This window comes from Pseudomonas sivasensis, assembly GCF_013778505.1.
GTDB classification, from domain to species: Bacteria; Pseudomonadota; Gammaproteobacteria; order Pseudomonadales; family Pseudomonadaceae; genus Aquipseudomonas; species Aquipseudomonas sivasensis.
Genome location: NZ_JAAOWU010000009.1, coordinates 12,627 through 34,000 on the forward strand (window position 1 = coordinate 12,627; position 21,374 = coordinate 34,000).

Annotated in this window: 20 protein-coding genes; 9 read left to right on the forward strand and 11 right to left on the reverse strand. The window is 60.4% G+C overall.

The features are described from left to right. Positions 1–80: 80 nt before the first annotated feature. The 3 genes from G9Q84_RS16175 to G9Q84_RS16185 form a co-directional block, all read right to left on the reverse strand. Positions 81–2,831 carry a TonB-dependent receptor gene (locus G9Q84_RS16175; RefSeq protein ID WP_181643714.1) on the reverse strand — a complete coding sequence of 917 codons (2,751 nt, stop codon included), beginning with the start codon at positions 2,829–2,831 and terminating at the stop codon, positions 81–83. Between the two features lie 151 nt (positions 2,832–2,982). Continuing rightward, positions 2,983–3,981, reverse strand: coding sequence for a FecR domain-containing protein (locus G9Q84_RS16180; protein ID WP_122755988.1), 999 nt, complete (start codon positions 3,979–3,981; stop codon positions 2,983–2,985). A gap of 64 nt (positions 3,982–4,045) precedes the next feature. Further along, a complete protein-coding gene (locus tag G9Q84_RS16185) occupies positions 4,046–4,567 on the reverse strand; it encodes an RNA polymerase sigma factor (RefSeq protein ID WP_095186230.1) in 522 nt (173 codons plus the stop codon). Positions 4,568–4,774: 207 nt separating this feature from the next. Here G9Q84_RS16185 and aroQ point away from each other — a divergent pair, with 207 nt between their 5' ends. Both aroQ and G9Q84_RS16195 read left to right on the forward strand, forming a co-directional pair. After that, entirely contained in the window at positions 4,775–5,224 is a 450-nt protein-coding gene (gene aroQ, locus G9Q84_RS16190; protein ID WP_095186229.1) for a type II 3-dehydroquinate dehydratase, read from the forward strand. Further along, positions 5,221–6,069 (forward strand): shikimate dehydrogenase, encoded by an 849-nt coding sequence (locus tag G9Q84_RS16195; protein ID WP_181643715.1) that lies wholly within the window; start codon positions 5,221–5,223, stop codon positions 6,067–6,069. Before aroQ ends, G9Q84_RS16195 begins: the two co-directional genes overlap by 4 nt. Before the next feature lie 47 nt (positions 6,070–6,116). Here G9Q84_RS16195 and G9Q84_RS16200 read toward each other — a convergent pair whose 3' ends face one another. Next, on the reverse strand, positions 6,117–6,782 hold the full coding sequence (locus G9Q84_RS16200; protein ID WP_032884643.1) for a TetR/AcrR family transcriptional regulator: 666 nt from the start codon (positions 6,780–6,782) through the stop codon (positions 6,117–6,119). An 80-nt stretch (positions 6,783–6,862) separates the two neighbouring features. Further along, complete coding sequence (gene quiC, locus G9Q84_RS16205) at positions 6,863–8,764, reverse strand: 3-dehydroshikimate dehydratase QuiC (protein ID WP_099603255.1); 1,902 nt, start codon at positions 8,762–8,764, stop codon at positions 6,863–6,865. Positions 8,765–8,996: 232 nt separating this feature from the next. On the opposite strand from quiC, the gene G9Q84_RS16210 reads away from it, so the two are divergent. Continuing rightward, positions 8,997–10,331, forward strand: a complete 1,335-nt coding sequence (locus tag G9Q84_RS16210; RefSeq protein WP_032884641.1) for an MFS transporter — start codon at positions 8,997–8,999, stop codon at positions 10,329–10,331. A 1-nt stretch (position 10,332) separates the two neighbouring features. On the opposite strand, the gene G9Q84_RS16215 is transcribed toward G9Q84_RS16210, so the two are convergent. Then, positions 10,333–11,211 (reverse strand): DMT family transporter, encoded by an 879-nt coding sequence (locus tag G9Q84_RS16215; protein WP_032884640.1) that lies wholly within the window; start codon positions 11,209–11,211, stop codon positions 10,333–10,335. 198 nt (positions 11,212–11,409) lie between these two features. On the opposite strand from G9Q84_RS16215, the gene G9Q84_RS16220 reads away from it, so the two are divergent. The 3 genes from G9Q84_RS16220 to G9Q84_RS16230 are packed head-to-tail and all read left to right on the forward strand — an operon-like array spanning position 11,410 to position 13,743. Beyond that, positions 11,410–11,823, forward strand: coding sequence for a membrane lipoprotein lipid attachment site-containing protein (locus G9Q84_RS16220; protein ID WP_095186226.1), 414 nt, complete (start codon positions 11,410–11,412; stop codon positions 11,821–11,823). Positions 11,824–11,880: 57 nt separating this feature from the next. Next, a complete protein-coding gene (ypfJ, locus tag G9Q84_RS16225) occupies positions 11,881–12,768 on the forward strand; it encodes a KPN_02809 family neutral zinc metallopeptidase (protein WP_032884638.1) in 888 nt (295 codons plus the stop codon). Beyond that, entirely contained in the window at positions 12,769–13,743 is a 975-nt protein-coding gene (locus G9Q84_RS16230; protein WP_122755991.1) for an alpha/beta hydrolase, read from the forward strand. It abuts the gene before it with no gap. Positions 13,744–13,875: 132 nt separating this feature from the next. Here G9Q84_RS16230 and G9Q84_RS16235 read toward each other — a convergent pair whose 3' ends face one another. Genes G9Q84_RS16235 through G9Q84_RS16245 form a run of 3 tightly spaced genes read right to left on the reverse strand, consistent with a single transcriptional unit; the run spans position 13,876 to position 15,936 of the window. Then, the gene (locus G9Q84_RS16235) at positions 13,876–14,463 is read right to left on the reverse strand and encodes an HAD family hydrolase (protein WP_099603258.1); all 588 of its coding nucleotides are present in this window, start codon (positions 14,461–14,463) and stop codon (positions 13,876–13,878) included. Then, positions 14,460–15,329 (reverse strand): acyl-CoA thioesterase II, encoded by an 870-nt coding sequence (gene tesB, locus G9Q84_RS16240; protein WP_032884635.1) that lies wholly within the window; start codon positions 15,327–15,329, stop codon positions 14,460–14,462. Before tesB ends, G9Q84_RS16235 begins: the two co-directional genes overlap by 4 nt. Positions 15,330–15,366: 37 nt before the next feature. Further along, positions 15,367–15,936, reverse strand: a complete 570-nt coding sequence (locus G9Q84_RS16245; protein ID WP_032884634.1) for a GNAT family N-acetyltransferase — start codon at positions 15,934–15,936, stop codon at positions 15,367–15,369. 76 nt (positions 15,937–16,012) lie between these two features. Here G9Q84_RS16245 and G9Q84_RS16250 point away from each other — a divergent pair, with 76 nt between their 5' ends. Together G9Q84_RS16250 and G9Q84_RS16255 are read left to right on the forward strand one after the other, a co-directional pair. Further along, complete coding sequence (locus tag G9Q84_RS16250) at positions 16,013–16,933, forward strand: histone deacetylase family protein (protein ID WP_032884633.1); 921 nt, start codon at positions 16,013–16,015, stop codon at positions 16,931–16,933. Positions 16,934–17,103: 170 nt separating this feature from the next. After that, positions 17,104–18,330: a TIGR03862 family flavoprotein gene (locus tag G9Q84_RS16255; RefSeq protein WP_181643716.1), complete on the forward strand. Its 1,227-nt coding sequence runs from the start codon at positions 17,104–17,106 to the stop codon at positions 18,328–18,330. A gap of 119 nt (positions 18,331–18,449) precedes the next feature. Here the strand turns inward: G9Q84_RS16255 and G9Q84_RS16260 are convergent, their stop codons facing one another. Continuing rightward, on the reverse strand, positions 18,450–19,787 hold the full coding sequence (locus tag G9Q84_RS16260; protein ID WP_032884631.1) for an RNA helicase RhlE1: 1,338 nt from the start codon (positions 19,785–19,787) through the stop codon (positions 18,450–18,452). Between the two features lie 48 nt (positions 19,788–19,835). Further along, a complete protein-coding gene (yedA, locus tag G9Q84_RS16265) occupies positions 19,836–20,732 on the reverse strand; it encodes a drug/metabolite exporter YedA (protein WP_032884630.1) in 897 nt (298 codons plus the stop codon). A 161-nt stretch (positions 20,733–20,893) separates the two neighbouring features. Between yedA and G9Q84_RS16270 the strand changes: the two genes are divergently transcribed. Then, positions 20,894–21,355, forward strand: a complete 462-nt coding sequence (locus tag G9Q84_RS16270; RefSeq protein WP_095186224.1) for an Lrp/AsnC family transcriptional regulator — start codon at positions 20,894–20,896, stop codon at positions 21,353–21,355. The last annotated feature ends 19 nt before the right edge of the window (positions 21,356–21,374 follow it).

The following is a 21,374-nucleotide window of genomic DNA, read 5'->3' on the forward strand; positions in this document are numbered from 1 at the left end:
TATTGATGAGTACGCACAAGCGGCGCACTTTTTTACCCACTGTTGGGTAAAACCATTGATCACGTGCCGCTGCACGTAGATCAGAACTTGTATTCCAACATCCCGCTCAACGTCCGGCCGCGCGCCAGGCTCAAGTTGTTGGCGTCGCCCATGGCGACGAAATAGGCTTCATTGGTGGCGTTTTCCAATGCCAGCGAAATGTTCAGGTGGTCAGTCATCCAGTAACTGCCGTACAGGTCATACAGGGTGTATTGAGGCCAGAGCGCCTGGTCGATCAGGTCGTAACCCTGCTGATTGAGGTTTTCCCCATTGCCCGCGCTGTAGCGCACACGCACACCGGTATCCAGGCGCTTGTCCAGGAAGCGCGCACCCAGGGTCAAGGAGCCACGGTCGGCGGGCATGTAGGTGGCGTTGCCCATGATCCGGCCACAGCTTTCCCGATTGTTGGCGACGTCATCGTCGAGCACTTCATAGCGGGTCACGAGGCGGATTCGTGAAACGCCGTTTGCATCCACATAGCGCTCGATACGCGTTGTGCTTGGGCCGTTTTTCTTCGCGCCGCCCATGTAATAGTTCTTCGAACAGAACTCGTTACTGCCGATCATGTGGGTGAAGCTCAGGTTGGCGTAGACGCGGCCCATGTCGTAGTTGAGCTGGTACTCAAGCCCACGGAAACGCGTGGGGTTGGTGTTGTTGACGTAGGCCATGGTCCCGAGAAAACCACCCGATGTGGTTTCCGGAAGGCTGACGCTGGTGTTGAGAAAGGAGAAGTTTTCGATCTTGGTATCAAAGTAGGCCACCTTGATGCCCAAGCGATCATCACCGAACAACAGCCCTTCCTTGAACACGTTCACGCCCACCTCCCAATCCTTCGACTCCTCGGGCTTGAGATAGGGGTTGGGGAACACGCGCTCACCCGAGCCGCCGCCATGGGGGCGGCCGGTCATGAAGGTTTCGGTCACTGCCGGCGGGCGCCAGCCTTTGCCCCAGCGCGTATAAAGCTGCAGCCAGTCCAGGCCAGGTTTGACGGCGATGCCGAAGGTGGGGGAGAACTGCCCCTCCTCGCGATCGACATCGTAGACTTCCACGACCCGCTTGGCCCCCACCAGGCTGCTGTAGAAGCGATCACGGCGGTACAGCGTCATGCCCGTTTCGCCTTCGAGCCGATAACGGTCGTAACGCAAACCGCCATCCAGAGTCAGCCAATCGCCATACTCGTATTGCAGGTTATTAAACAGGCTCGCGATGGTGCGTTTGCCGCCCGGCGTTCCACCCTCGGCGTAGGGCAGCAAAGCGAGGTCGTTGGTGGCTTCGACTTTGTTGGTGCGTGGTTTGAACTCGTCCTGGTACAGCTCCCCACCGTAGTTCCAGCTCACATGGCCCAACTGACCGAAATCAAAGCGCGAGGTGTTGTCGCCTTGTAGTCCCCAGGTGTCCGTCTGGAAGTGGTCAGTGTAGGTCCCCACGTAGTTTCCGGTGCCTACCGTCGCGCCGTTCGGCGCATTGGTGCGATCAAGCTGGGTGGTGACGTAGTAAGCCTTGGCCTTCAGATCGATCAGTGGGTTGTCCGGGGTATAGCTGTAGTCCAACGCAAAATTCTTGGCGTTGAGGTTGTTTTTGCTGACTCGTTGGTAAAACACACTCTGGTTATCGTCGCTGGTGTAAGCCCAGGCATCGTTGCTGTCGCTGTCACTTTCCAGGTAGCTCAGTTGCACGCGCTGGTCATTGGGCAAGTTAAGGCCCAGCTTGACGATCTGTGATCGGGTCACGCTGCCCATGTCACCGACTTCGCTGTTCAACCAATCATCGAACGCACCCGGCATGGCCTTGCGGGCGCGCAGGTTGGTGCCCAATTTCTGGTCGTTGTGGTTACCCGAGCGGTAATCGCCGAAATGCCGTTCGCTGTACCCCACCAACACATCGCCGCGCTCATCACCAAAGGCAAACACACCGCTGCCATTAAAATTGGTGCCATTACCCAGCTCACCAATGCCGTGGCCTGCGCGGATGCGTCCGCCGTATTCCTTGCCGTCTTTCAAGAACTCACTGGCATCCAACGTCTTGAACGAGGCAATCCCGCCCAACACTGCTGCGCCGCCCTGCCCCGACTGACTGCCCTTGTCGATCTCGATACTGGAGATGAACTCCGGGTCGATCAGCAGGGTGCCGTTGCGTTGCTGGTGGCCGTTGACGTTGAAGTTCTGGCGCATGCCGTCGATGTTCATGTTCACGCGGCCGTAGTCTTGCACCCCGCGAATGTTCACCGACAAACCAGGATCGCGCTGGTTGACGGCGGTGTAGACGCCTGCGGTTTCTTCGAGCATGTCGGCGGCGTGACGGGGCGGGCGTTTATCGATCATGTCACGGCTGATCACCGCCACGGACTTTGGGGTCTGGTACACCCAATCACTGGCCTGGCCATTGGTGTTGGCGGTGATGGTGGTGGTGCCTACGGTCATGGCGCCCGCGTGATCATCGCTGACGCGGTTGAGGGTCACTTGGCGTTCACTGGTGAAGCGATACTCCACCGGCGCAGCGCCGAGCAAACGGCCCAGGCCTTCCTGCACGCTGAAGCTGCCTTTGAGCGCGGTGCTGTTCAAGCCTTGCAGGCGCTGGCTGTCAAACAACACTTGCAAACCGGCTTGGTCGGCGAACGCCAACACGGCACTGCCCAAGGATTGCGCAGGGATATCGAACGTCAGCACGACGGGCTGGGCCGTTCCCGCTTGAGGCTGCGCCGCGTACACGGGAGCCGCTGCGGCGAACAGGCCCAAGTGAATGGCCAAGGCTAACCGGCTACCGGTGATACGCCCCTTGGTGAGTGCTGACATTTCTGGTTTTCCCTGCGCTGATCGTATTTTTGTTTATGCGAATGCTTCTCACCTAGCAAGACGTACGAGGCGCAGGAAGTCAGTAAGACTTTTTAAAAGTTTTTCGTGCGGGGGGTTTTAAGCGGGCGGGAGCAGACCTCCCGCCAGGTCATTAATAGATCAGGCTGAGGCCTGCCAGGTCCAAGCGTTGCACCTGGAGTTCCTGAGTCAGGGTGCCGAGCGCCGTGTCGAGCATGTCTAGGCGGAACACGCCGCTGACTTCACGTTCACCCAGGTCGGAATGGGTCAACACCACCTGACCGGGACGATAGCGGTTGAGCTGCTCAATCACTTTGGCCAAGGGCTGACGATCAAAAATCAACACGCCACGCCGCCAACTGGTGGCACGCTCTACATCAAACTGATCCAAGGGCTCGATGCCCTGCGCGGGGCTGTAGCGGGCGGCCTGGCCTTCCTTGAGCACGTGGTCGCTCGGGCCTTTTTTCGGTGTAGCGTGCAGGGAGACTTCGACGCTGTGCTGCAACACGCCGACCCAGCCCTGGCGGTCGTCCTCACGCTGCACCACAAACCGCGTGCCCAGCGCCCGCGTCTGCCCGCCGGCGCTCTGCACCACGAATGGCCGGGTTTCCTTACCCACCATCGGCGCCACGTCAAAAATCGCCGAGCCCTGGATCAGGCTGATGCGCCGCTGCACGCCGTCGTAGTCCAGCCGGATGGCGCTGGCGGAATCCAGTTCTACCGTGCTGCCATCGGCCAAGTGCACGGTGCGCACTTCGCCCTTCTGGGTCACGTAATCGGCCTGCATGCGCAGCCAGGCCTCCGGCCCGCGCACCCACCCCACGCCAGCGACCACCACCACCAGCGCCACCGCCGCCGCACGTTGCCACGGCCTGCGTCGCGGGGTTCGGCGCAGCGGCAGCGTCGCCGCTGCCGTACGCTGACGGTGCACTGGCTCGTCCTTATGCACTTCGCCCAACGCTGCCCAGGTCTGCTCGGCAAAGCGCAGCGCCGCTTCATGGCGGCTGTCGCAGGCAATCCATTGGCGCAGCTCGGCCTGCTCCTGGTCGGTCAGGGCACCGGCGTGCAGGCGCACCGCCCAATCGGCGGCCGCCTCGGTAATGCTGTGCTGTTGTGGACCCTGGCTATTCACGTGTGAATCTCGAATTTTTTCGTTATGTAACGCTGTGACGTCTGAGCGGAGGTTTTTCCGTAACTCATTCGTCGGATGGCGCCACCTGACCGTCCTGCAAGCGCTGCATGACATACGCCAACGCCTTGGCCAGGTGCTTTTGTACGGAGCTGTCTGATATATCCAAGTGCCGCGCAACCTGGGCATGAGTCATGCCCTCTATCCGATTCAGACGGAAGATCTGCTGGGTTCGTTCCGGCAACTCCGCCAATGCCTGCTTCAATGCCTGCCGCTGTTGCTGCGCCATTGCCTGAGCCTCCAACCCGGCCACTTCATCTTCAATCTCGGCCAGCGCCTCATTAGGCACGGAATCGGTCTTGCGCCGTGCTTCCTGGCGGATATGGTCGATCAGCAGATTGCTCGCCGTTCGATAGAGATAGCCCTGGGAATTGTCGATGCGCTCGCCGGGTGGTTTTTCCGCCAGGCGCAGGAAGCTCTCCTGAACCAGGTCGGCCGCCAACTGCGGGTCCCGTACCTTGCGAGCCAGATACCCGCGCAGGGTATCGGCGTGCTTGAGAAACAGGCCCTTGAGATCCACGTCCGACAAACCGACTCCCTGGAATGAAAAGGAAACAGGCGGGCATATTAAGCGTTGTCGAGAATTATTTTCAATTGATATCTAATCCGATTCAGATAGGGGCACACCTGATTAAAAGTTCGGTAATCGAACACATCCGCCGCCATCAATTGACCAAATTAACTAACCAGTACATTTTATCTGCACAACGAACAAGAACTGTGGAGATACCCCCCAATGCCGCCTATCGTGCTGGTGCTCAACGGCCCCAACCTCAACCTGCTCGGCACCCGCGAGCCCGCCACCTACGGCCATGAAACCCTGGCCGACGTCGCCGCCCTGTGCGGGCGCAGTGCCGATAAGCTCGGGCTGAAAATCGAATTTCGCCAGACCAATCACGAAGGCGAACTGCTGGACTGGATCCACGGCGCCCGTGGCCGTTGCGCCGGTATCGTGATCAATCCTGCGGCCTGGACGCACACCTCGGTGGCGATTCGTGACGCTCTGGTGGCCAGTGAAGTGCCGGTGATCGAAGTGCATTTATCCAACGTGCATGCCCGCGAAGCATTTCGTCATCACTCCTTTGTATCGCCCATCGCCAAAGCGGTGCTCGCCGGTTTTGGCAGCCACGGCTACCACCTGGCCCTGGAACACTTCAGCCAATTGCTGAAGGGATCGGTTCAATGAAACAGCGCATCCTCGCCGGCCTGATCGGCGCCGGTATCCAGGCTTCCCGTACCCCCGCTCTGCATGAACAGGAAGGCGACGCCCAAGGTTTGCGTTACCTGTATCGCCTGATTGATCTGGAGCCGCTGCACCTGGACACCAACGCCCTGCCCGACCTCCTGCGTGCAGCCGAGCAGATGCACTTCACCGGACTGAACATTACCTACCCGTGCAAACAGGCCATCCTACCGCTGCTCGATGAACTGTCCGATGAAGCACGGGGTATCGGCGCGGTGAATACGGTGGTGTTCAAAGACGGCAAACGCATCGGCCACAACACCGATTGCCTGGGGTTCGCCGAAGGTTTCCGGCGCAACCTTAATGATGTGCCACGTCAGCGCGTGGTGCAGATGGGCGCCGGTGGTGCGGGCGCGGCGGTGGCCCATGCGCTGTTGGCTGAGGGTGTGGAGCACTTGAGCATTTTCGACGTGGACGCCAGCCGCGCCCGCGCCCTTGTGGATAACCTCGCCCAGCGCTTCGGCAGCGGTCGTGCGCAAGTGGGTCTTGATTTAGACAACGCGATGGCCGAGGCCGATGGTCTGGTCAACACCACGCCAATGGGCATGGCCAAACTGCCGGGTATGCCGATGCCGGCGACTCTGTTGCGGGCGCAATTGTGGGTCGCGGAAATCGTGTATTTCCCGCTGGAAACCGAACTGCTGCGCAACGCCCGCGCCTTGGGTTGCCGCACGTTGGATGGCGGCAATATGGCGGTGTTTCAGGCGGTAAAGGCGTTTGAGTTGTTTAGTGGTCAAGTGGCGGATGCGCAGCGGATGTTGGCGCACTTCAAGAGTATGAATGCCTGAAATGTGGAGGGGGCAAGCCCCCTCCCACATTGGGTTAGGCGCTGTATTCAGGCCTGCAGGTAACGCAACACCGACTCGCAGATCATCTCGCGATGCCGCTGTTTAACCACTTCATCCGACAGCTCGATCTGAAAAAGCTCACTGAACGTATGGCGGTTGGACACGCGGTAAAAGCTGAATGAGTTGATCAGCAAGTGCACATCCAGCGGCTCCAGCCCTTCACGGAACACCCCCATCTCGGCGCCTCGGCGCAATGTCGCGCCCAGCCCTTCAAGGATCTTGCTGTTCATCGCCTTGATCGTGTCGGTGCGTTTCACGTACTCGGCATTGTGGATATTTTCGATGCTGACGATCCGCACAAAATCCACGTTCTGATCGTGGTGATCAAAGGTGAATTCCACCAGCCGCCGAATCGCCTCACGCGGCTCCAGCGCCGTAAGGTTCATGCGTGCTTCGGTGTTGCGGATATCGCCGTAGAGTTTCTCCAAAACCTCAACGTACAACTGCTCTTTACTGCCGAAGTAGTAATAGATCATGCGTTTGGAGGTGTGGATGCGCTCGGCAATGGCGTCCACGCGAGCGCCGGACAGGCCTTGTTGGACAAACTCCACAATGGCTTCCTGGAGGATGTTCTCGCGGGTCTTTTCCGGATTGTTCTTACGACTCTTGCGCGGTGCGTCTGGCACCTCGGGGAGTTCGGGACTTGAGGTCATGGTGCGCTCACGGCCATTTTTATTTTGCAGGCCGCGATTATGGGGCCCGGTGCTCCCCGAAGGAAGCACCCGACACCCTCTTATAAACGTGCCTGACGCACTGCACCGCTGCGGGATTTGGCCATCGCCGCCAGACGCACCGCCACGTTGGCCGCGCCGTAGCCGGCGTAACCGTTCTTGCGCTGGATGATCTCGAAGAAGAACCGCCCTTCAAACGGTTCGGTGTACACATGAAACAACTCACCGCCCTGGGCGTCGCGGTCGTACAACACGTTGTAGTACGCCAACTCGCTGAGGAACTCATCGTCAAAATCAAAGCGTGCAGCCAGGTCGTCGTAATAGTTGAGCGGGATATCCAACAGCGGCACGCCGGCCTCTTTCGCGCGGCGCACCTCGGCGAAAATGTCCGCGCAATCGAAGGCAATGTGGTGCACGCCCGAACCGCGATAGCTCGATAGCGCGTGGGAAATGGCAGTGTTGCGGTTTTCGGAGATGTTCAGCGGCAGGCGAATCGAGCTGCAACGGCTGCGCAATGCGCGGCTTTTGACCAGGCCGTAGGGGTCGGGCAACACCACTTCGTCATCAGCTTCAAAGTCCAGCAGGCTCTTATAGAACAGCACCCAACTGTCGAGGCTGTCGGCCGGCAAGGCCATGGCCATGTGGTCGATACGCAGCAAACCACCGGCGTCGGTCGCAGCGGATTGCAGATTGAAATCGGTGTCGTACAAACCACCCTCGCTCTGGTCCACCAGGTAAATCAAGCTGCCGTCCGGCGCGCGCACGGCCGCCAACTCCAGCTCGTTAGGCCCGACCAGTCCGCGATAGGGTTGGCCTTTATAGGCGACCGCTCGCTCCAGAGCCTTGGCGCTGTCCTTGACCCGGATCGCCGTGGCGCACAAAGACGGTCCATGGGCTTCGAAAAAGTTATGGGCGAAGGAATAGGGTTCGCAGTTGAGGATCAGGTTGATATCGCCCTGGCGCAGTAGGCTCACGCTCTTGGAGCGGTGCTGCCCGGCCTTGACGAAACCCAGGCGTTCCAGCCAGTTCGTCAGCTTGGCACCGAGGTTTTCATCGACCGCAAACTCAAGGAATTCAATGCCGTCGTATTCGCTGGCCGCCGGGGTTTCAAACAGGATATCGACCGGCGTGGCAGGCGCCTCCTCGGCCAGACGCTGGCGGGTTTTCTCCTCCAGGTACAGCAAAGAACGCAGGCCATCGGCGGCATTGGCCCGAGTCGGCGCCGCACGGAAACCATCGTTGAAAATTTCCAGGGACAACGGCCCGGTGTAGCCGCTCTTGATGATCGGCGCCAAAAAGCCCGCCAGATCGAATTCGCCCTGACCGGGGAAGCAGCGGAAATGGCGGCTCCACTCCAGCACATCCATGGCCAGGATCGGCGCGTCGGCCATTTGCACAAAGAAGATCTTGTCGCCTGGGATCTCGGCGATGGCAGTTGGGTCGCCCTTGAGCGACAGGGTATGGAAGCTGTCGAGCAGCACGCCGAGGCTTGGGTGATCAACCTGACGCACCAGATTCCACACCTGTTGCCAGGTGTTCACGTGCTTGCCCCAGGCCAGCGCTTCATAACCGATGCGCAAGCCGCGGCGCCCGGCATGTTCGGCCAGCAGGCTCAAGTCATCGAGGAGAATACGTTCATCGCCGACGCAATCGGCCGAGGCGTTGCTGCACACCAGCACCAGGTCCGTGCCCAGTTCCTGCATCAGGTCGAATTTGCGCTCGGCCCGTTCCAAGTTGCGCGCCAGACGGTCGCGTCGGCAGCCTTCAAAGTCGCGAAATGGCTGGAACAAGGTAATGGCGATGCCGAGGTCGGCGCACATCTGCCTAACTTCCCGTGGGCTGCCGTCGTAATACAACAGGTCGTTCTCGAAGATCTCAACCCCGTCAAACCCGGCGGCGGCGATGGCTTCAAGCTTTTCCGGCAGGGTGCCGCTCAAGGAAACAGTGGCAATGGAACGTTGCATAGCGCGACTCCCGGCATTTAAGGCTCGTCTTATTTACGGCAAATTATTGGCCGCTAAACTACTCACAGCAATTAAAATGTACGAACCGGTTAGTTTTTGGTGCGATTATCGAACACTAAGCCTCTTTGGCGAATTGACGATTTTTTAGCCGCTGCGCACCATCGATCCCGCACCAACGTTTAGAAAAGACCCAGAACACACCATAAAAATTTCAAAAAACGGGTACAACCACATGCCTTCGCAAAACTCCGCCCTGGCTTCGCGCCCCGGCACCCCGCACGCCGGCATCGGCGACAAGATCCGCGGCGCCATGGCCGTCGGTAAAACTCGCTGGGGCATGTTGGCCCTGGTGTTCTTCGCCACCACCCTCAACTACATCGACCGCGCTGCCTTGGGCGTGATGCAACCGATCCTCGCCAAAGAGATGAGCTGGACGGCGATGGACTACGCCAACATCAACTTCTGGTTCCAGGTGGGCTACGCGATTGGCTTTGTGCTGCAAGGCCGATTGATCGACAAGGTCGGCGTGAAACGCGTGTTCTTCTGCGCGGTGCTGCTGTGGAGCCTGGCCACCGGCGCCCACGGCCTGGCCACCTCGGCCGTCGGCTTTATGGTCTGTCGCTTTATCCTTGGGCTGACCGAAGCCGCCAACTACCCGGCCTGCGTCAAGACCACGCGCCTGTGGTTCCCCGCTGGTGAGCGCGCCGTGGCAACCGGGATTTTCAACGCCGGTACCAACGTTGGCGCGATGATGACGCCAATGCTGCTGCCGCTGATCCTGCATGTGTGGGGCTGGCAGGCTGCCTTCCTGTGCATGGCATCGCTGGGCGCGATCTGGCTGGTGTTCTGGGGGTTGAAGTACTACAACCCGGAAGATCATCCGAACGTTAAACAATCAGAATTGGATTACGTGCAACGGGAAGTCGAGCCGGAACAGCCTGGCGTGCCGTTCAGCCGAATCCTGCGTATGCGCGGCACTTGGGCCTTTGCGATTGCCTACGCACTGACCGCGCCGGTGTTCTGGTTTTACCTGTATTGGCTGCCGCCGTTCCTGAACCAGCAATACAACCTGGGCATCAACGTGACCCAGATGGGCATCCCATTGATCATCATCTACCTGACCGCCGACTTCGGCAGCGTGGGTGGGGGCATCCTGTCGTCATTCCTGATCGGCCGTGGGATGAACTCGATCAAGGCGCGGCTGTTGTCGATGCTGCTGTTTGCCTGCTGCATCGTCGGCGTGATCATGGCGGCCGGTTCCAGCCAACTGTGGGTCGCGGTATTTGCCATCTCCCTGGCCATCGGCGCGCATCAGGCCTGGACCGCCAACATCTGGAGCCTGGTGATGGACTACACGCCCAAGCACATGATGAGCACCGTGTTCGGCTTCGGCGGCATGTGCGCAGCCATCGGCGGCATGTTCATGACCCAGATCGTCGGCCATATCCTCACCGTGACCAACAACAACTACACCGTGTTGTTCACCCTGATCCCGGCGATGTACTTCATAGCGCTGACGTGGATGTACTTCATGGCGCCGCGCAAGATTCCTACCGTCGACGCCTGATTTACCGACGCCGCTGCTGCCAGGCAGCGGCCAACCCGCTCATGCAGATCACCCCGATACCCACCACCGTGGTCATATCGGGGGTATGGCTGAACACCAGCCAACCCAACAACCCCGCGAACACAATCTGGCAATAGCCGAACGGCGCCAGCAAGGCCGGCGCCGCAAAGCGGAACGCCTGGGTCAGCATCAAGTGCGCGGTCATCCCGCACGTGCCCAGCGCCAGCATCATCACCCCATGCCACAGCGTGGGGATCTGCCAGAAGAACGGCACCATCGCGCTCATCACCAGGGTATTGCACAACCCGGCGAAGAAATTGCTCGTGGTAGGCGTGTCGTACTGGCTGAGGATGCGTGTGAGCAACTGGTAGAAGCAGAAGAACAGCGCCGAGCACAGCGGCAGCAACACCGCCGGGGTGAAGAGTTCACCGCCGGGATGGATGATCACCAGCACGCCGACAAACCCGCAGATCACCGCCAGCCATTGGCCACGCGTGACGTGCTCACCCAGCAGCGGCACCGACAGCGCGGTCACCAGGATCGGCGCCAGGAAGTTCACCGCCGTGGCTTCCGCCAGCGGGATGTAATGCAGGGCCGAGGTAAAAAACAGGCTGGTGCCCAACAGGCACAACGCCCGCACCACCTGCATGCCTGGCCGTTTGCTGCGCAGCACGCGCAAGCCTGATTGCGGCAGGAAAATACCGGCCATCAACAAGGTGTGCACCAGGTAGCGCGCCCATACCACCATCACAATCGGGTAAAAACCGGCCAAGTATTTGGACAAGGCGTCGTGGCTGGAGAACAGGAACGTCGCCGCCACAATCAGCAAAATGCCTTTGAAGGGATGGTTGATGCCGGACAACGGGGTACTAAGGGTCATTGAATTCTCTTGCGTGGCGAGCGGAACGCTGAGCGCTGAACGAAGAAGCACTCAACCCGGTAATCTAGCAGCCGGGCCGAAGTCTGCCCAAAGAGCATAACCAAACACCGGGCGAACAGCGCACTAAATCACGGGAACCGAGTCCAACCCTGCACGTTCGCCCCCGTGCTGCACACTTTTTAACCAAGGCCTGTTGCTATGAAAAAAACCCTCTTTGTTCTGTCTACCCTTGCCCTGCTCAGCGCCTGCAACCAGGAGGCCAAGGAAACGCCCAAACCCGCGCCAGCCTCTGTGCAGGCCACCCTGGTGCCCGAGACCCCACCCACCGATAAATGGGTCGGCAAGTGGATCGGCGTCGAAGGCCTGAACCTGACTATCGCCAAGGACGACACCATCGGCCGTGGCCACTACGTTCTCACCATGCAATACGGCCTTGATGCGGACGATTCCGGCACCTTCAAGGGCGAAGCAGCTGAAGACGGTATCGCCTTCACCCGCCCGGACGGCCCGCAATTGCTGCGTGCCGGCGACGGCGAAGCCACTGGGCTGAAATGGCTGGCCGATAAAAAAGACTGCCTGATCGTCGCCACCGGAGAAGGGTATTGCCGCTAATACCGGCCATACTCAAACCACATTTTTGTAGGACCGTTCATCAAGAGGATTGCCCCCATGCTATGGAAAAAAGGCCGACGCAGCGACAACGTGGTGGATGCCCGCGAGGACAGTGGCGGCGGCGGTGGCGGCATGCGTTTTGGCGGTGGCAAGGGTTTGAGCCTGACCGCGATTGTGCTGATCGTCGGTATTGGCTGGCTGACCGGCCAGGACCCGATGCAGATCCTCGGCCAATTGACCGGCCAAATGGAACAGGCGCCGTCCGTCAGCACGCAGTCGCGCCAGGCGCCGCCGGCCAATGATGAACACGCCGATTTCGTCCGCGCAGTGCTCGGCGATACCGAAGACACCTGGGCTCAGGTGTTTCAGGAAAACGGCCTGACATACAAGAACCCGAAACTGATCCTGTTCCGTGGCCGGGTCAATTCCGCCTGTGGTGGCGCCACCTCGGCCAGCGGTCCGTTCTATTGCCCGGCTGACCAACAGGTCTACCTGGACCTGGATTTCTTCCGGGAAATGTCCCAACGCTTCCAGGCCTCCGGCGATTTCGCCCAGGCCTACGTGATCGCCCACGAAGTTGGGCACCATGTGCAGACGTTGCTCGGTATTTCCTCGAAGATCCAGAATGCGCGCCAACAGGGTCGGCAGATGCAAGGCGACGGCGGTCTACTGGTACGCCAGGAGCTGCAAGCCGACTGTTTTGCCGGCGTGTGGGCCAACCGTGCGCAAAAACGCCTGAACTGGCTGGAAGCCGGCGACATTGAAGAAGCCCTGAACGCAGCCAACGCCATCGGCGATGATCGCTTGCAGCAACAGGGTCAAGGGCGCGTGGTGCCGGACTCGTTTACCCACGGCACCTCGGCACAGCGGGTTCGCTGGTTCAAGACCGGTTTCGCCCAGGGCCAGATCACCCAATGCGACACCTTCACGGCCAAGAGTCTTTAAATGAATAAGCGATGGGGCTTGCTGCTGACTTTATTAGTGTCGTGCTCAACCCTGGCGGCTGAACACGGCGTCAAAGTCGTCAGCCCCGATCGTTTTCACCTGGACGCCGGCGACCTCAGCCTCGGCGTGAGCCAGGACTGGCGCCAGCCGCTGCCTAACGTCACCCGCGCCCTGATTCTTGTGCATGGTCGCCTACGCAATGCGCAGACCTACCTGCAAAGCGGTATCGATGCCGCCGAGCACGCAGGCGTTAGCGCGAATACGCTAGTCATCGCGCCGCAGTTTCTGAATGCGTCCGACATCAAGCGCAACCATCTGGACGGCCAAGTACTGCGCTGGAACGGCAACGACTGGATGGCCGGCGAGCCTTCCACCGGCCCAGGCCAAATCAGCTCCTACGGCGCCCTTGACCAGATCATCAAGCACCTGGGCAACCGCACGCTGTTTCCAGCTTTAAAGGAAATCGTCGTCGCCGGCCATTCCGGCGGTGGCCAGGTAGTGCAGCGCTTCGCCCTCACCGGCCATGATCACCCAACCCTGAAAAACGAAGGCATCCGCCTGCGCTATGTGGTGGCCAACCCGTCGTCCTATGCCTACTTCAGCCGACAGCGACCGGTGCAGTTCGATACCGCCAGTTGCCCAGGCTTCAACGATTGGAAGTACGGCCTGCAACACCTGCCGGCCTACGCCAAAGGCCAAAGCGCCGAGCAGTTGGAGCAGGCCTACGTGTCACGGGACATCACCTACCTGCTGGGCCAGCAAGACACTGATCCGAACCATCCTGCGTTGGATAAAAGCTGTGAGGCAGAGACACAGGGCGCCTATCGGCTGATGCGTGGGCATAACTATTTTGACTACCTCAAACACCGGCATCCGCAGTTGAGCCAGACGCTGGTTGAGGTGCCAGGGGTGGGGCATAACGGGGATGAAATGTTTACTTCGCCCGAAGGGCAGAAGGTGCTGTTCACTCAGTAATACCTGAAGAAACAGTCTCAACATGTGGGAGGGGGCTTGCCCCCGATAGCAGTGTGTCAGTCAGCAATTTTTTAACTGACAGACCGCTATCGGGGGCAAGCCCCCTCCCACATTTGATCTCTGTTGCTTGGGTTAAATCATCCGGCGCAATGCAGCACAATCTTCAGCATGCCAATCCGCCAGCTCCGGCCACGGATTCTCCGGCAGGTTGACCAACACCGTCCTGGCCCCCGCCGCCCGGCCGCAGTCCAGGTCAAAACGGTAATCGCCGACCATCACCATCTCGCTCGGCGATACATCCCACGCCGCCGCCAATTTCAATAACCCACCCGGATCGGGCTTGGGTGGCGCGTCATCTCGGCCCAGCACATCCTCGACCGCAAAGCAGTCAGCCAGGCCAATCGCTTCCAGCGTCACGTGGGCCAGCTCCCGCGCATTGCGAGTCAGGATGCCCAGGCGATAACCGCGCCCGGCCAATTCGCGTACCAATTGCACCGCGCCTTCAGCCGCAACAGAACCGAGTGCCAACTCGCGCTCGTGCTCCAACAACCAAGCATGCTTGGCCGCCGCGATGTCCGCCGGCAATGCGCTGAGGTGAGTGAGGATGTCGTCCTCGGGGGGAATGTCCAACGCCACGCGAATCGCCGCGAAGTCATGCACGGCCACCGTGAGGGTGCCGTCCATGTCGAACACCCAGTGCTTAACCTCCCTCAGGCTCATGCCCAATCCTTGCGATGGCGAATCAAGCCTTCCTGGGTGACCGAGGCCACCAGTTGCCCGGCGCGGTTGTACACGCTGCCACGGGAGAACCCACGGGAATTGCCGGCCCACGGACTGTCCATGGCGTAGAGCAACCAGTCATCGGCACGCAGATCCGCGTGGAACCACAACGCGTGGTCGAGGCTGGCGACCTGCATGTCTTTCTGCCAAACGGTCTTGCCGTGGGGCAGCAACGAGGTGGTCAGCAGGCCAAAGTCCGAAGCGTAGGCCAGCAAGTATTTATGCAGCGCTGGTGTGTCGGCCAACGCGCCGTCGGCACGAAACCACACGTACTTGACCGGGTCGGACGGCTGCGGGTTGAACGGGTCTTTTTCGGTGACCGGTCGCACTTCAATCGGCTTCGGGCACAGCAGCTTGTCACGCATGTGCTCGGGGATCAGGTGCGCGCGCTGCTGGGTCAATTCCAGCTCCGACGGCAGGTTTTCCGGGCCGACCACCACGGGCATGGTGGTCTGGTGCTCGAAGCCTTCTTCGTCGTACTGGAACGACGTGGTGCAGGTGAAGATCGGGTGGCCCTTCTGAATCGCGGTCACGCGGCGCGTGCTGAAACTGCCGCCATCACGAACACGGTCAACCGAATAAACCACCGGCAACGCGGCATCGCCGGGGCGCAGGAAATAACCGTGCAGGGAATGCACATGGCGCGCTTCTTCAACGGTCTGGCTGGCCGCCGACAGCGACTGGCCGAGCACCTGACCGCCGAACAGTTGGCGAAAACCCAGGTCCTGGCTGCGGCCGCGAAAGAGGTTTTCCTCGATCGGCTCCAGGGTCAGCAGGTCCACCAGATCTTCCAATACTTGGCTCATAGAGCAACTCCTACAATCTATGGGGCATTCCGGGCTGCTATCCGTGCAGCGTGTCCAACCATTGGGCGCGGGTGATGCGGTACAAAACATGTGGGCGCAGCGGGTCATCGGCTGCGACCTTGGGGTGTTCAAAATCTGCCAGGGGATCGTAATGCATACCTATGGCCTGCATGACTTTTTGTGATGGCAGATTGGCTTCGGTGGTGAAGGCAACGATTTCATCCAGCTGCAAACGGTCGAAACCACAGCGCAGTGCAGTCCACGCCGCCTCGCTGGCATAGCCCAGTCCCCAATGCTCGCGGGCCAGGCGCCAGCCAATTTCTACTGCTGGGGTAAAGTCCGCGTCAAAGCTGACATGCTGCAACCCGGTCAGGCCGATGAACTCGCCGCTGTCCTTGCGCTGCAGCGCCCAGAGGCCAAAGCCATATTCGGCGAAGTGGCCGCGTATCCGCCCGATCAGTGCGGCGCTTTCCAGGTGGCTCAGCTTGGCCGGGAAATAACGCATCACGTGTGGGTCGGCGCACATGCTTGCGAAGGCCGTCAGGTCGCTGTCGCGCCATTGGCGCAGCACCAGGCGAGCACTTTCCAATTCGAGTATCGACTCCACGGGTCCCCTCCCCTTGCCATGTGCGTGAGTGTACAGCGCTGGTAAGATCCTTCGCAGGTTCCCGTCAGAAAATCCCATGCCTTTGCCATTGATCTACCACGATGACTACAGCCCCGAGTTCCCGGCGGACCACCGATTCCCCATGGACAAGTTCCGCCTGTTGCGCGACCACTTGGTGGCCACCGGCCTGACCGAAGACAGCCAACTGCTGCGCCCGCAGCTGTGCCCTGCCGACATCCTGGCCCTGGCCCACGAGCCTGGGTATATCGAACGCTACATGAGCGGCGAGTTGTCCCGCGAGGACCAGCGCCGCCTTGGCCTGCCCTGGAGCGAAGCCCTGGCCCGGCGCACCGTGCGCGCGGTCGGCGGCTCGATCCTGGCGGCGGAGCAAGCGCTTGAGCACGGTCTGGCCTGTCACCTGGCGGGCGGCACGCATCACGCGCATTACGATTACCCGGCGGGCTTTTGCATCTTCAATGACCTGGCGGTGATCAGCCATTACCTGCTGGCCAGCGGCCGGGTCAGCCGCGTGCTGATCTTCGACTGCGACGTGCATCAGGGCGATGGCACCGCGCGCATCCTCCACGACACGCCGGATGCCATCACCGTGTCGCTGCACTGCGAAAAGAACTTCCCGGCGCGCAAGGCCCAAAGCGATTGGGACATCCCACTGCCCATGGGCATGGGCGATGCCGATTACCTGCGAGTGGTCGATGACGCCCTCAACTACCTGCTGCCGCTCTACCAACCCGACCTGGTGCTGTACGACGCAGGCGTGGATGTGCATAAAGACGACGCCCTCGGGTACCTCAAGCTGACAGACGAAGGCGTGGCCGCCCGCGATGAGAGCGTCATGCGCCACTGTCTGGGCCGCGACATTCCGGTGATGGGCGTGATTGGCGGCGGCTACAGCAAAGACCGTCCAGCCTTGGCCCGTCGCCACGGCATCCTGCACCACAGTGCGCAACGAGTGTGGACGTCATCAGGTTGTCATTGAGTTGTGCGCTTACCCACAATGGCTGTGGAACGGCCTGTGGATAACTTGAGCGTAAGCGGCTGAAAGCCAGCAGGCATAGGACCTGTAGGAAAGTGTACGTTTTTTGATCAGGCAGCCTGGCTGACGTCGGGTAGAATGCTCGGCCTATTCACGCCACCGTAGCCCTACCCATGCCTCAGACCGCAACTCACCACGTCACTATTATCGGCGGCGGCCCTACCGGGCTGATGGCCGCCGAAGTCTTGAGCCAGGCCGGGGTGCGCGTAGATCTGTATGACGGCATGCCATCAGTGGGGCGAAAATTCCTGCTGGCGGGTGTGGGCGGCATGAACATCACCCACTCCGAGGCTTACCCGGCCTTCCTCTCGCGCTACGCCGAGCGCGCGCCGCAGATGGCGCCGTTGCTGCGTGGGTTTGGTGCCGAAGCGTTGTGCGAATGGATACATGGGTTGGGTATCGAGACCTTTGTCGGCACCTCCGGCCGAGTGTTTCCTACGGACATGAAAGCCGCCCCGCTGCTGCGCGCCTGGCTCAAGCGCCTGCGTGACCAAGGCGTGGTTATCCACACCCGGCATCGTTGGACCGGCTGGAATACCGAAGGTGATTTACTTATCCACAGCCCTGAAGGCGAGAAAGCCGTGCGCAGCGATGCCGTGCTGCTGGCACTGGGCGGCGGCAGTTGGTCACGGCTGGGCTCAGATGGTGCGTGGCTCAAGCTGCTGGAGGACAAAGGCGTGCCTTACGTGGCACTGCAACCGAGTAACTGCGGCTTCGAAGTGTCGGCCTGGAGCGAATTGATGGTGAGCAAATTCGCCGGCGCTCCGTTGAAAAATGTCGCCATCGGTTTGTGTGACGACAAACCTCGGCTCGGCGAATGTGTGGTCACCGCCACCGGTATCGAGGGCAGCCTGATCTATGCGCTGTCGGCACCGATTCGTGAGGCGATCAACCGCGACGGCGCGGCCACCGTGCATATCGACTTGCTACCGAGCAAGCCGCTGGACAAGGTGCAAGCTGCGCTGGCCAAACCGCGCGGTTCACGCTCGATGAGCAAGCATCTGCACAGTCAGTTGGGGCTGGACGGGGTCAAGGCGGCGTTGTTGCGTGAGTTGGCGCCAGCCGATCACTTCAATGATCCGGCGCAACTGGCGGTGGATATCAAGGCCCTGCCGTTGACGCTGGTGAAGACGCGGCCAATGGACGAGGCGATCAGTACGGCAGGCGGCGTGCCGTTTGAAGCGTTGGATGAGCGCTTGATGCTCAAGCAATTGCCTGGGGTGTTTTGTGCGGGGGAGATGCTGGACTGGGAAGCGCCGACCGGCGGGTATTTGCTAACGGGGTGTTTTGCCAGTGGCAGAGCGGCTGGGCGGGGGGTGTTGGAGTGGTTGAACGCTTGAGATTGCGGTGAGCTCAAGTCCGCTGTCGGGGGCAAGCCCCCTCCCACATTTGAATTGTGAACACCTTCAAATGTGGGAGGGGGCTTGCTCCCGATGAGGCAATCAGCAACCCCGCAAAATCACTTCTTCTTACGCGGCCCAGTGTTAAACACCGGCACCTTACGCACCGGCTTAATCGACGGTTCCGACGGTGCCACTTCACCACTGTCCACCCACTTACCCAGGTTGCGCTTACCACCGCCACCACCGGACGCCTTAGGCTTCTTCGGCTTTTTCGGTTTCTTCACCACTTGCCCACTCGCATCGGTGTCCGGCACGCGGTGCTCCGGTTCGAAGTCCTGCTCCATTTTGCGGGTCAAGGTCTGACGGGTCAGCATCTCGATGGCCGACAGCATGTTCACTTCATCGGCGCACACCAGGGAAATCGCCTCACCGGTGTTGCCCGCACGCCCGGTACGGCCGATACGGTGAATGTAATCTTCGGCCACGATCGGCAGGTCGAAGTTAACGACCATCGGCAGGTCTTCGATATCCAGGCCACGGGCCGCCACGTCGGTGGCCACCAGGATCTGCACTTCGCTGCTCTTGAAGCGATCCAGCGCACGCTGGCGGGTTGCCTGGGGTTTGTCGCCATGGATGCCGTCGGCATTGATGCCCAGGCCCTGCAACTTATCCACCAGCGCGTCCACGCCGTTACGGGTCTTGGCGAACACCAGCACCTGCTTCCAGCGGCCTTTGCGCATCAGGTGCACAAACAGCTCCGCCTTGCGCTTCTTGTCCACCGGCACCACCCATTGCTTAACGGTGTTGGCGGCCACGTTGCGCGGGCTGACTTCGATGCTCAGCGGGTCGTTGAGCATCTGCCCGGCCAGCGTGCGAATCTCATCGGAGAAGGTCGCGGAGAACAGCAGGGTCTGGCGCTTTTTCGGCAGCATGCGATAGATATTCGCCAGTTCCTCGGAGAAGCCCAAGTCGAGCATGCGGTCGGCTTCGTCCAGCACCAGGGTCTGCAGCTGATTAAGCTTCAGCGCGTTCTGGCGGAACAGGTCAATCAGGCGGCCAGGGGTGGCAACCAGGATGTCGACGCCCTTGCGCAGCTTCATCATCTGCGGGTTGATGCTCACGCCGCCATAGACCGCGTAGGTGGTCAGCGGCAGGTTTTGGGCATATTCGGCAACGCTGGTATGAACTTGCTCGGCCAGTTCGCGGGTCGGGCACAGAATCAGCGCGCGCGCCGAGTTGGCGGCGACTTTCGGCCCTTCCATGGTCAGCAGTTGCAGCAACGGCAAGGCAAAACCTGCGGTCTTGCCAGTGCCAGTCTGGGCCGCAGCCATGAGGTCACGACCGGCCAGCACCGCCGGAATGGCTTGCGCCTGCACCGGCGTCGGGGTCTGGTAGCCAAGCGTCTCAAGGGCGCGCAGCAAGGGTTCGATCAGGCCAAGTGTGGCGAAAGTCATGTAGTTACCGTAGGAAAATTCAGCGCAAGGTCGCAATTGCGCGGCAGTTTACCTTATTTCCGGCTTGGGCTTTCGCCACTGGGGCAGACTGATCAACAGCACGGCGCTGATAATCACCAGCATGGCCAAGCCCTCTTCCAGGCCGATGGATTCACCCACGAACACAATCCCCAGCAACACCGCCACCGCCGGGTTCACATAGGCATAGCTGGTGGCCGCCGCCGGGCGTACGTGCTTGAGCAGGTACATATAGGCGTTGAAGGCGATGATTGAGCCGAACACCGTCAGGTAGGCCAACGCCAGCCAACCCTCCAGCGGCGGCATGGCCTGCAGGTGCTCACCGGACAGCGCGCTGCCGATCAACAATGCCACGCCCGCCACCAGCATCTCCGCAGCGCTGGCCATGGCGCCCTGGGGCAGCGACAACTGCCGACTCCACACGGACCCGAATGCCCACGATGCCGCCGCGAACAACAACAAGGCGGCGCCCACCGGGCTCGATTGCAGCGTGCTGCCCATGTTGAGCATGGCGATGCCGACAATCCCCAGGATCACCCCGGCCCATTCCAGCCGCGTATTGCGCGCGCCCCAGAAATACCCGCACAGCAAGGTGAACAGCGGCACGGTCGCTACCGCCAGGGCAGCGACGCCAGACGACACGCCCGCATGTTCGGCCAACGTGACGCCGCCATTGCCGAAGGTGAGCAGCAAAATGCCGATCATCCCGGCGGCCTTCCATTGTGGCCACGTCGGCGCTGGCACGCCGCGCCATCTGAGGTAGCCATACATCAGTGCACCCGCCGTGCAGAATCGAATCCCCGCCAGCAACAACGGCGGCCAGTAGTCCACGCCGATGCGGATCACCAAGTAGGTAGACCCCCAAATCACATACAAAGCAAAAAAAGCGGCGATCAACGGTAAGGGAAAGCGACGTGTGCCAGGCATTGGGCGGCTCGAAGGCAGATATAAGAGAGGCTTATTCTAAAAAAGCAGGTCGTTAAACATAAGTTACAAAACCTGTTTAAACCGCCCATACACTTTTCAAATCATGGTTATGAAGGCTATAACCCGTGCTTTCGAAAGCCACGTGCAATTGGAGCCTTATCATGGACAAATACGACCGCATGCTCCTCAGCGCCCTGCTCGAAGACGGCCGCGCCTCCTACGCGCAACTGGCCCGCAAGGTAAACCTTTCCGCCCCCGCCGTAGCCGAGCGCGTGGCCAAGCTGGAGGCCAGCGGGGTGATCACCGGATACCAGGCCAAGGTGGATTTTTCGAAGGTGGGCTTGCCGATTCAGTGCGTGATCGAACTGCGGCTGACTAACCATGGCAGCCAGAAGGTTTATGACGCACTCGCCGAAATCCCCGAACTGACCGAATGCCATCGGGTGACAGGGGATCCGTGCGTGATCATGCAAGCGGCGGTAGGGTCGATGCCGGAGTTGGAGCGTTTGATCAATCGGCTGGCGAAGTTCGGGTTCAGCAAGACCTCAATCATCTTGTCGAGCGCGATAGAGCGGCGGGTGCCGTTGGGGCAGTTGGAAACCAATGGCAAAAATGGTGGCTAATCTACCGCCATCGGGAGCA

Coding starts and splice junctions, on each gene's coding strand:
- quiC (WP_099603255.1), bottom strand. CDS start 8,764: ATGCAACGTTCCATTGCCACTGTTTCCTTGAGCGGCACCCTGCCGGAA.
- G9Q84_RS16210 (WP_032884641.1), top strand. CDS start 8,997: ATGCCTTCGCAAAACTCCGCCCTGGCTTCGCGCCCCGGCACCCCGCAC.
- G9Q84_RS16175 (WP_181643714.1), bottom strand. CDS start 2,831: ATGTCAGCACTCACCAAGGGGCGTATCACCGGTAGCCGGTTAGCCTTG.
- tesB (WP_032884635.1), bottom strand. CDS start 15,329: ATGAGCCAAGTATTGGAAGATCTGGTGGACCTGCTGACCCTGGAGCCG.
- G9Q84_RS16220 (WP_095186226.1), top strand. CDS start 11,410: ATGAAAAAAACCCTCTTTGTTCTGTCTACCCTTGCCCTGCTCAGCGCC.
- ypfJ (WP_032884638.1), top strand. CDS start 11,881: ATGCTATGGAAAAAAGGCCGACGCAGCGACAACGTGGTGGATGCCCGC.
- G9Q84_RS16200 (WP_032884643.1), bottom strand. CDS start 6,782: ATGACCTCAAGTCCCGAACTCCCCGAGGTGCCAGACGCACCGCGCAAG.
- aroQ (WP_095186229.1), top strand. CDS start 4,775: ATGCCGCCTATCGTGCTGGTGCTCAACGGCCCCAACCTCAACCTGCTC.
- G9Q84_RS16230 (WP_122755991.1), top strand. CDS start 12,769: ATGAATAAGCGATGGGGCTTGCTGCTGACTTTATTAGTGTCGTGCTCA.
- yedA (WP_032884630.1), bottom strand. CDS start 20,732: ATGCCTGGCACACGTCGCTTTCCCTTACCGTTGATCGCCGCTTTTTTT.
- G9Q84_RS16260 (WP_032884631.1), bottom strand. CDS start 19,787: ATGACTTTCGCCACACTTGGCCTGATCGAACCCTTGCTGCGCGCCCTT.
- G9Q84_RS16250 (WP_032884633.1), top strand. CDS start 16,013: ATGCCTTTGCCATTGATCTACCACGATGACTACAGCCCCGAGTTCCCG.
- G9Q84_RS16255 (WP_181643716.1), top strand. CDS start 17,104: ATGCCTCAGACCGCAACTCACCACGTCACTATTATCGGCGGCGGCCCT.
- G9Q84_RS16215 (WP_032884640.1), bottom strand. CDS start 11,211: ATGACCCTTAGTACCCCGTTGTCCGGCATCAACCATCCCTTCAAAGGC.
- G9Q84_RS16270 (WP_095186224.1), top strand. CDS start 20,894: ATGGACAAATACGACCGCATGCTCCTCAGCGCCCTGCTCGAAGACGGC.
- G9Q84_RS16195 (WP_181643715.1), top strand. CDS start 5,221: ATGAAACAGCGCATCCTCGCCGGCCTGATCGGCGCCGGTATCCAGGCT.
- G9Q84_RS16235 (WP_099603258.1), bottom strand. CDS start 14,463: ATGAGCCTGAGGGAGGTTAAGCACTGGGTGTTCGACATGGACGGCACC.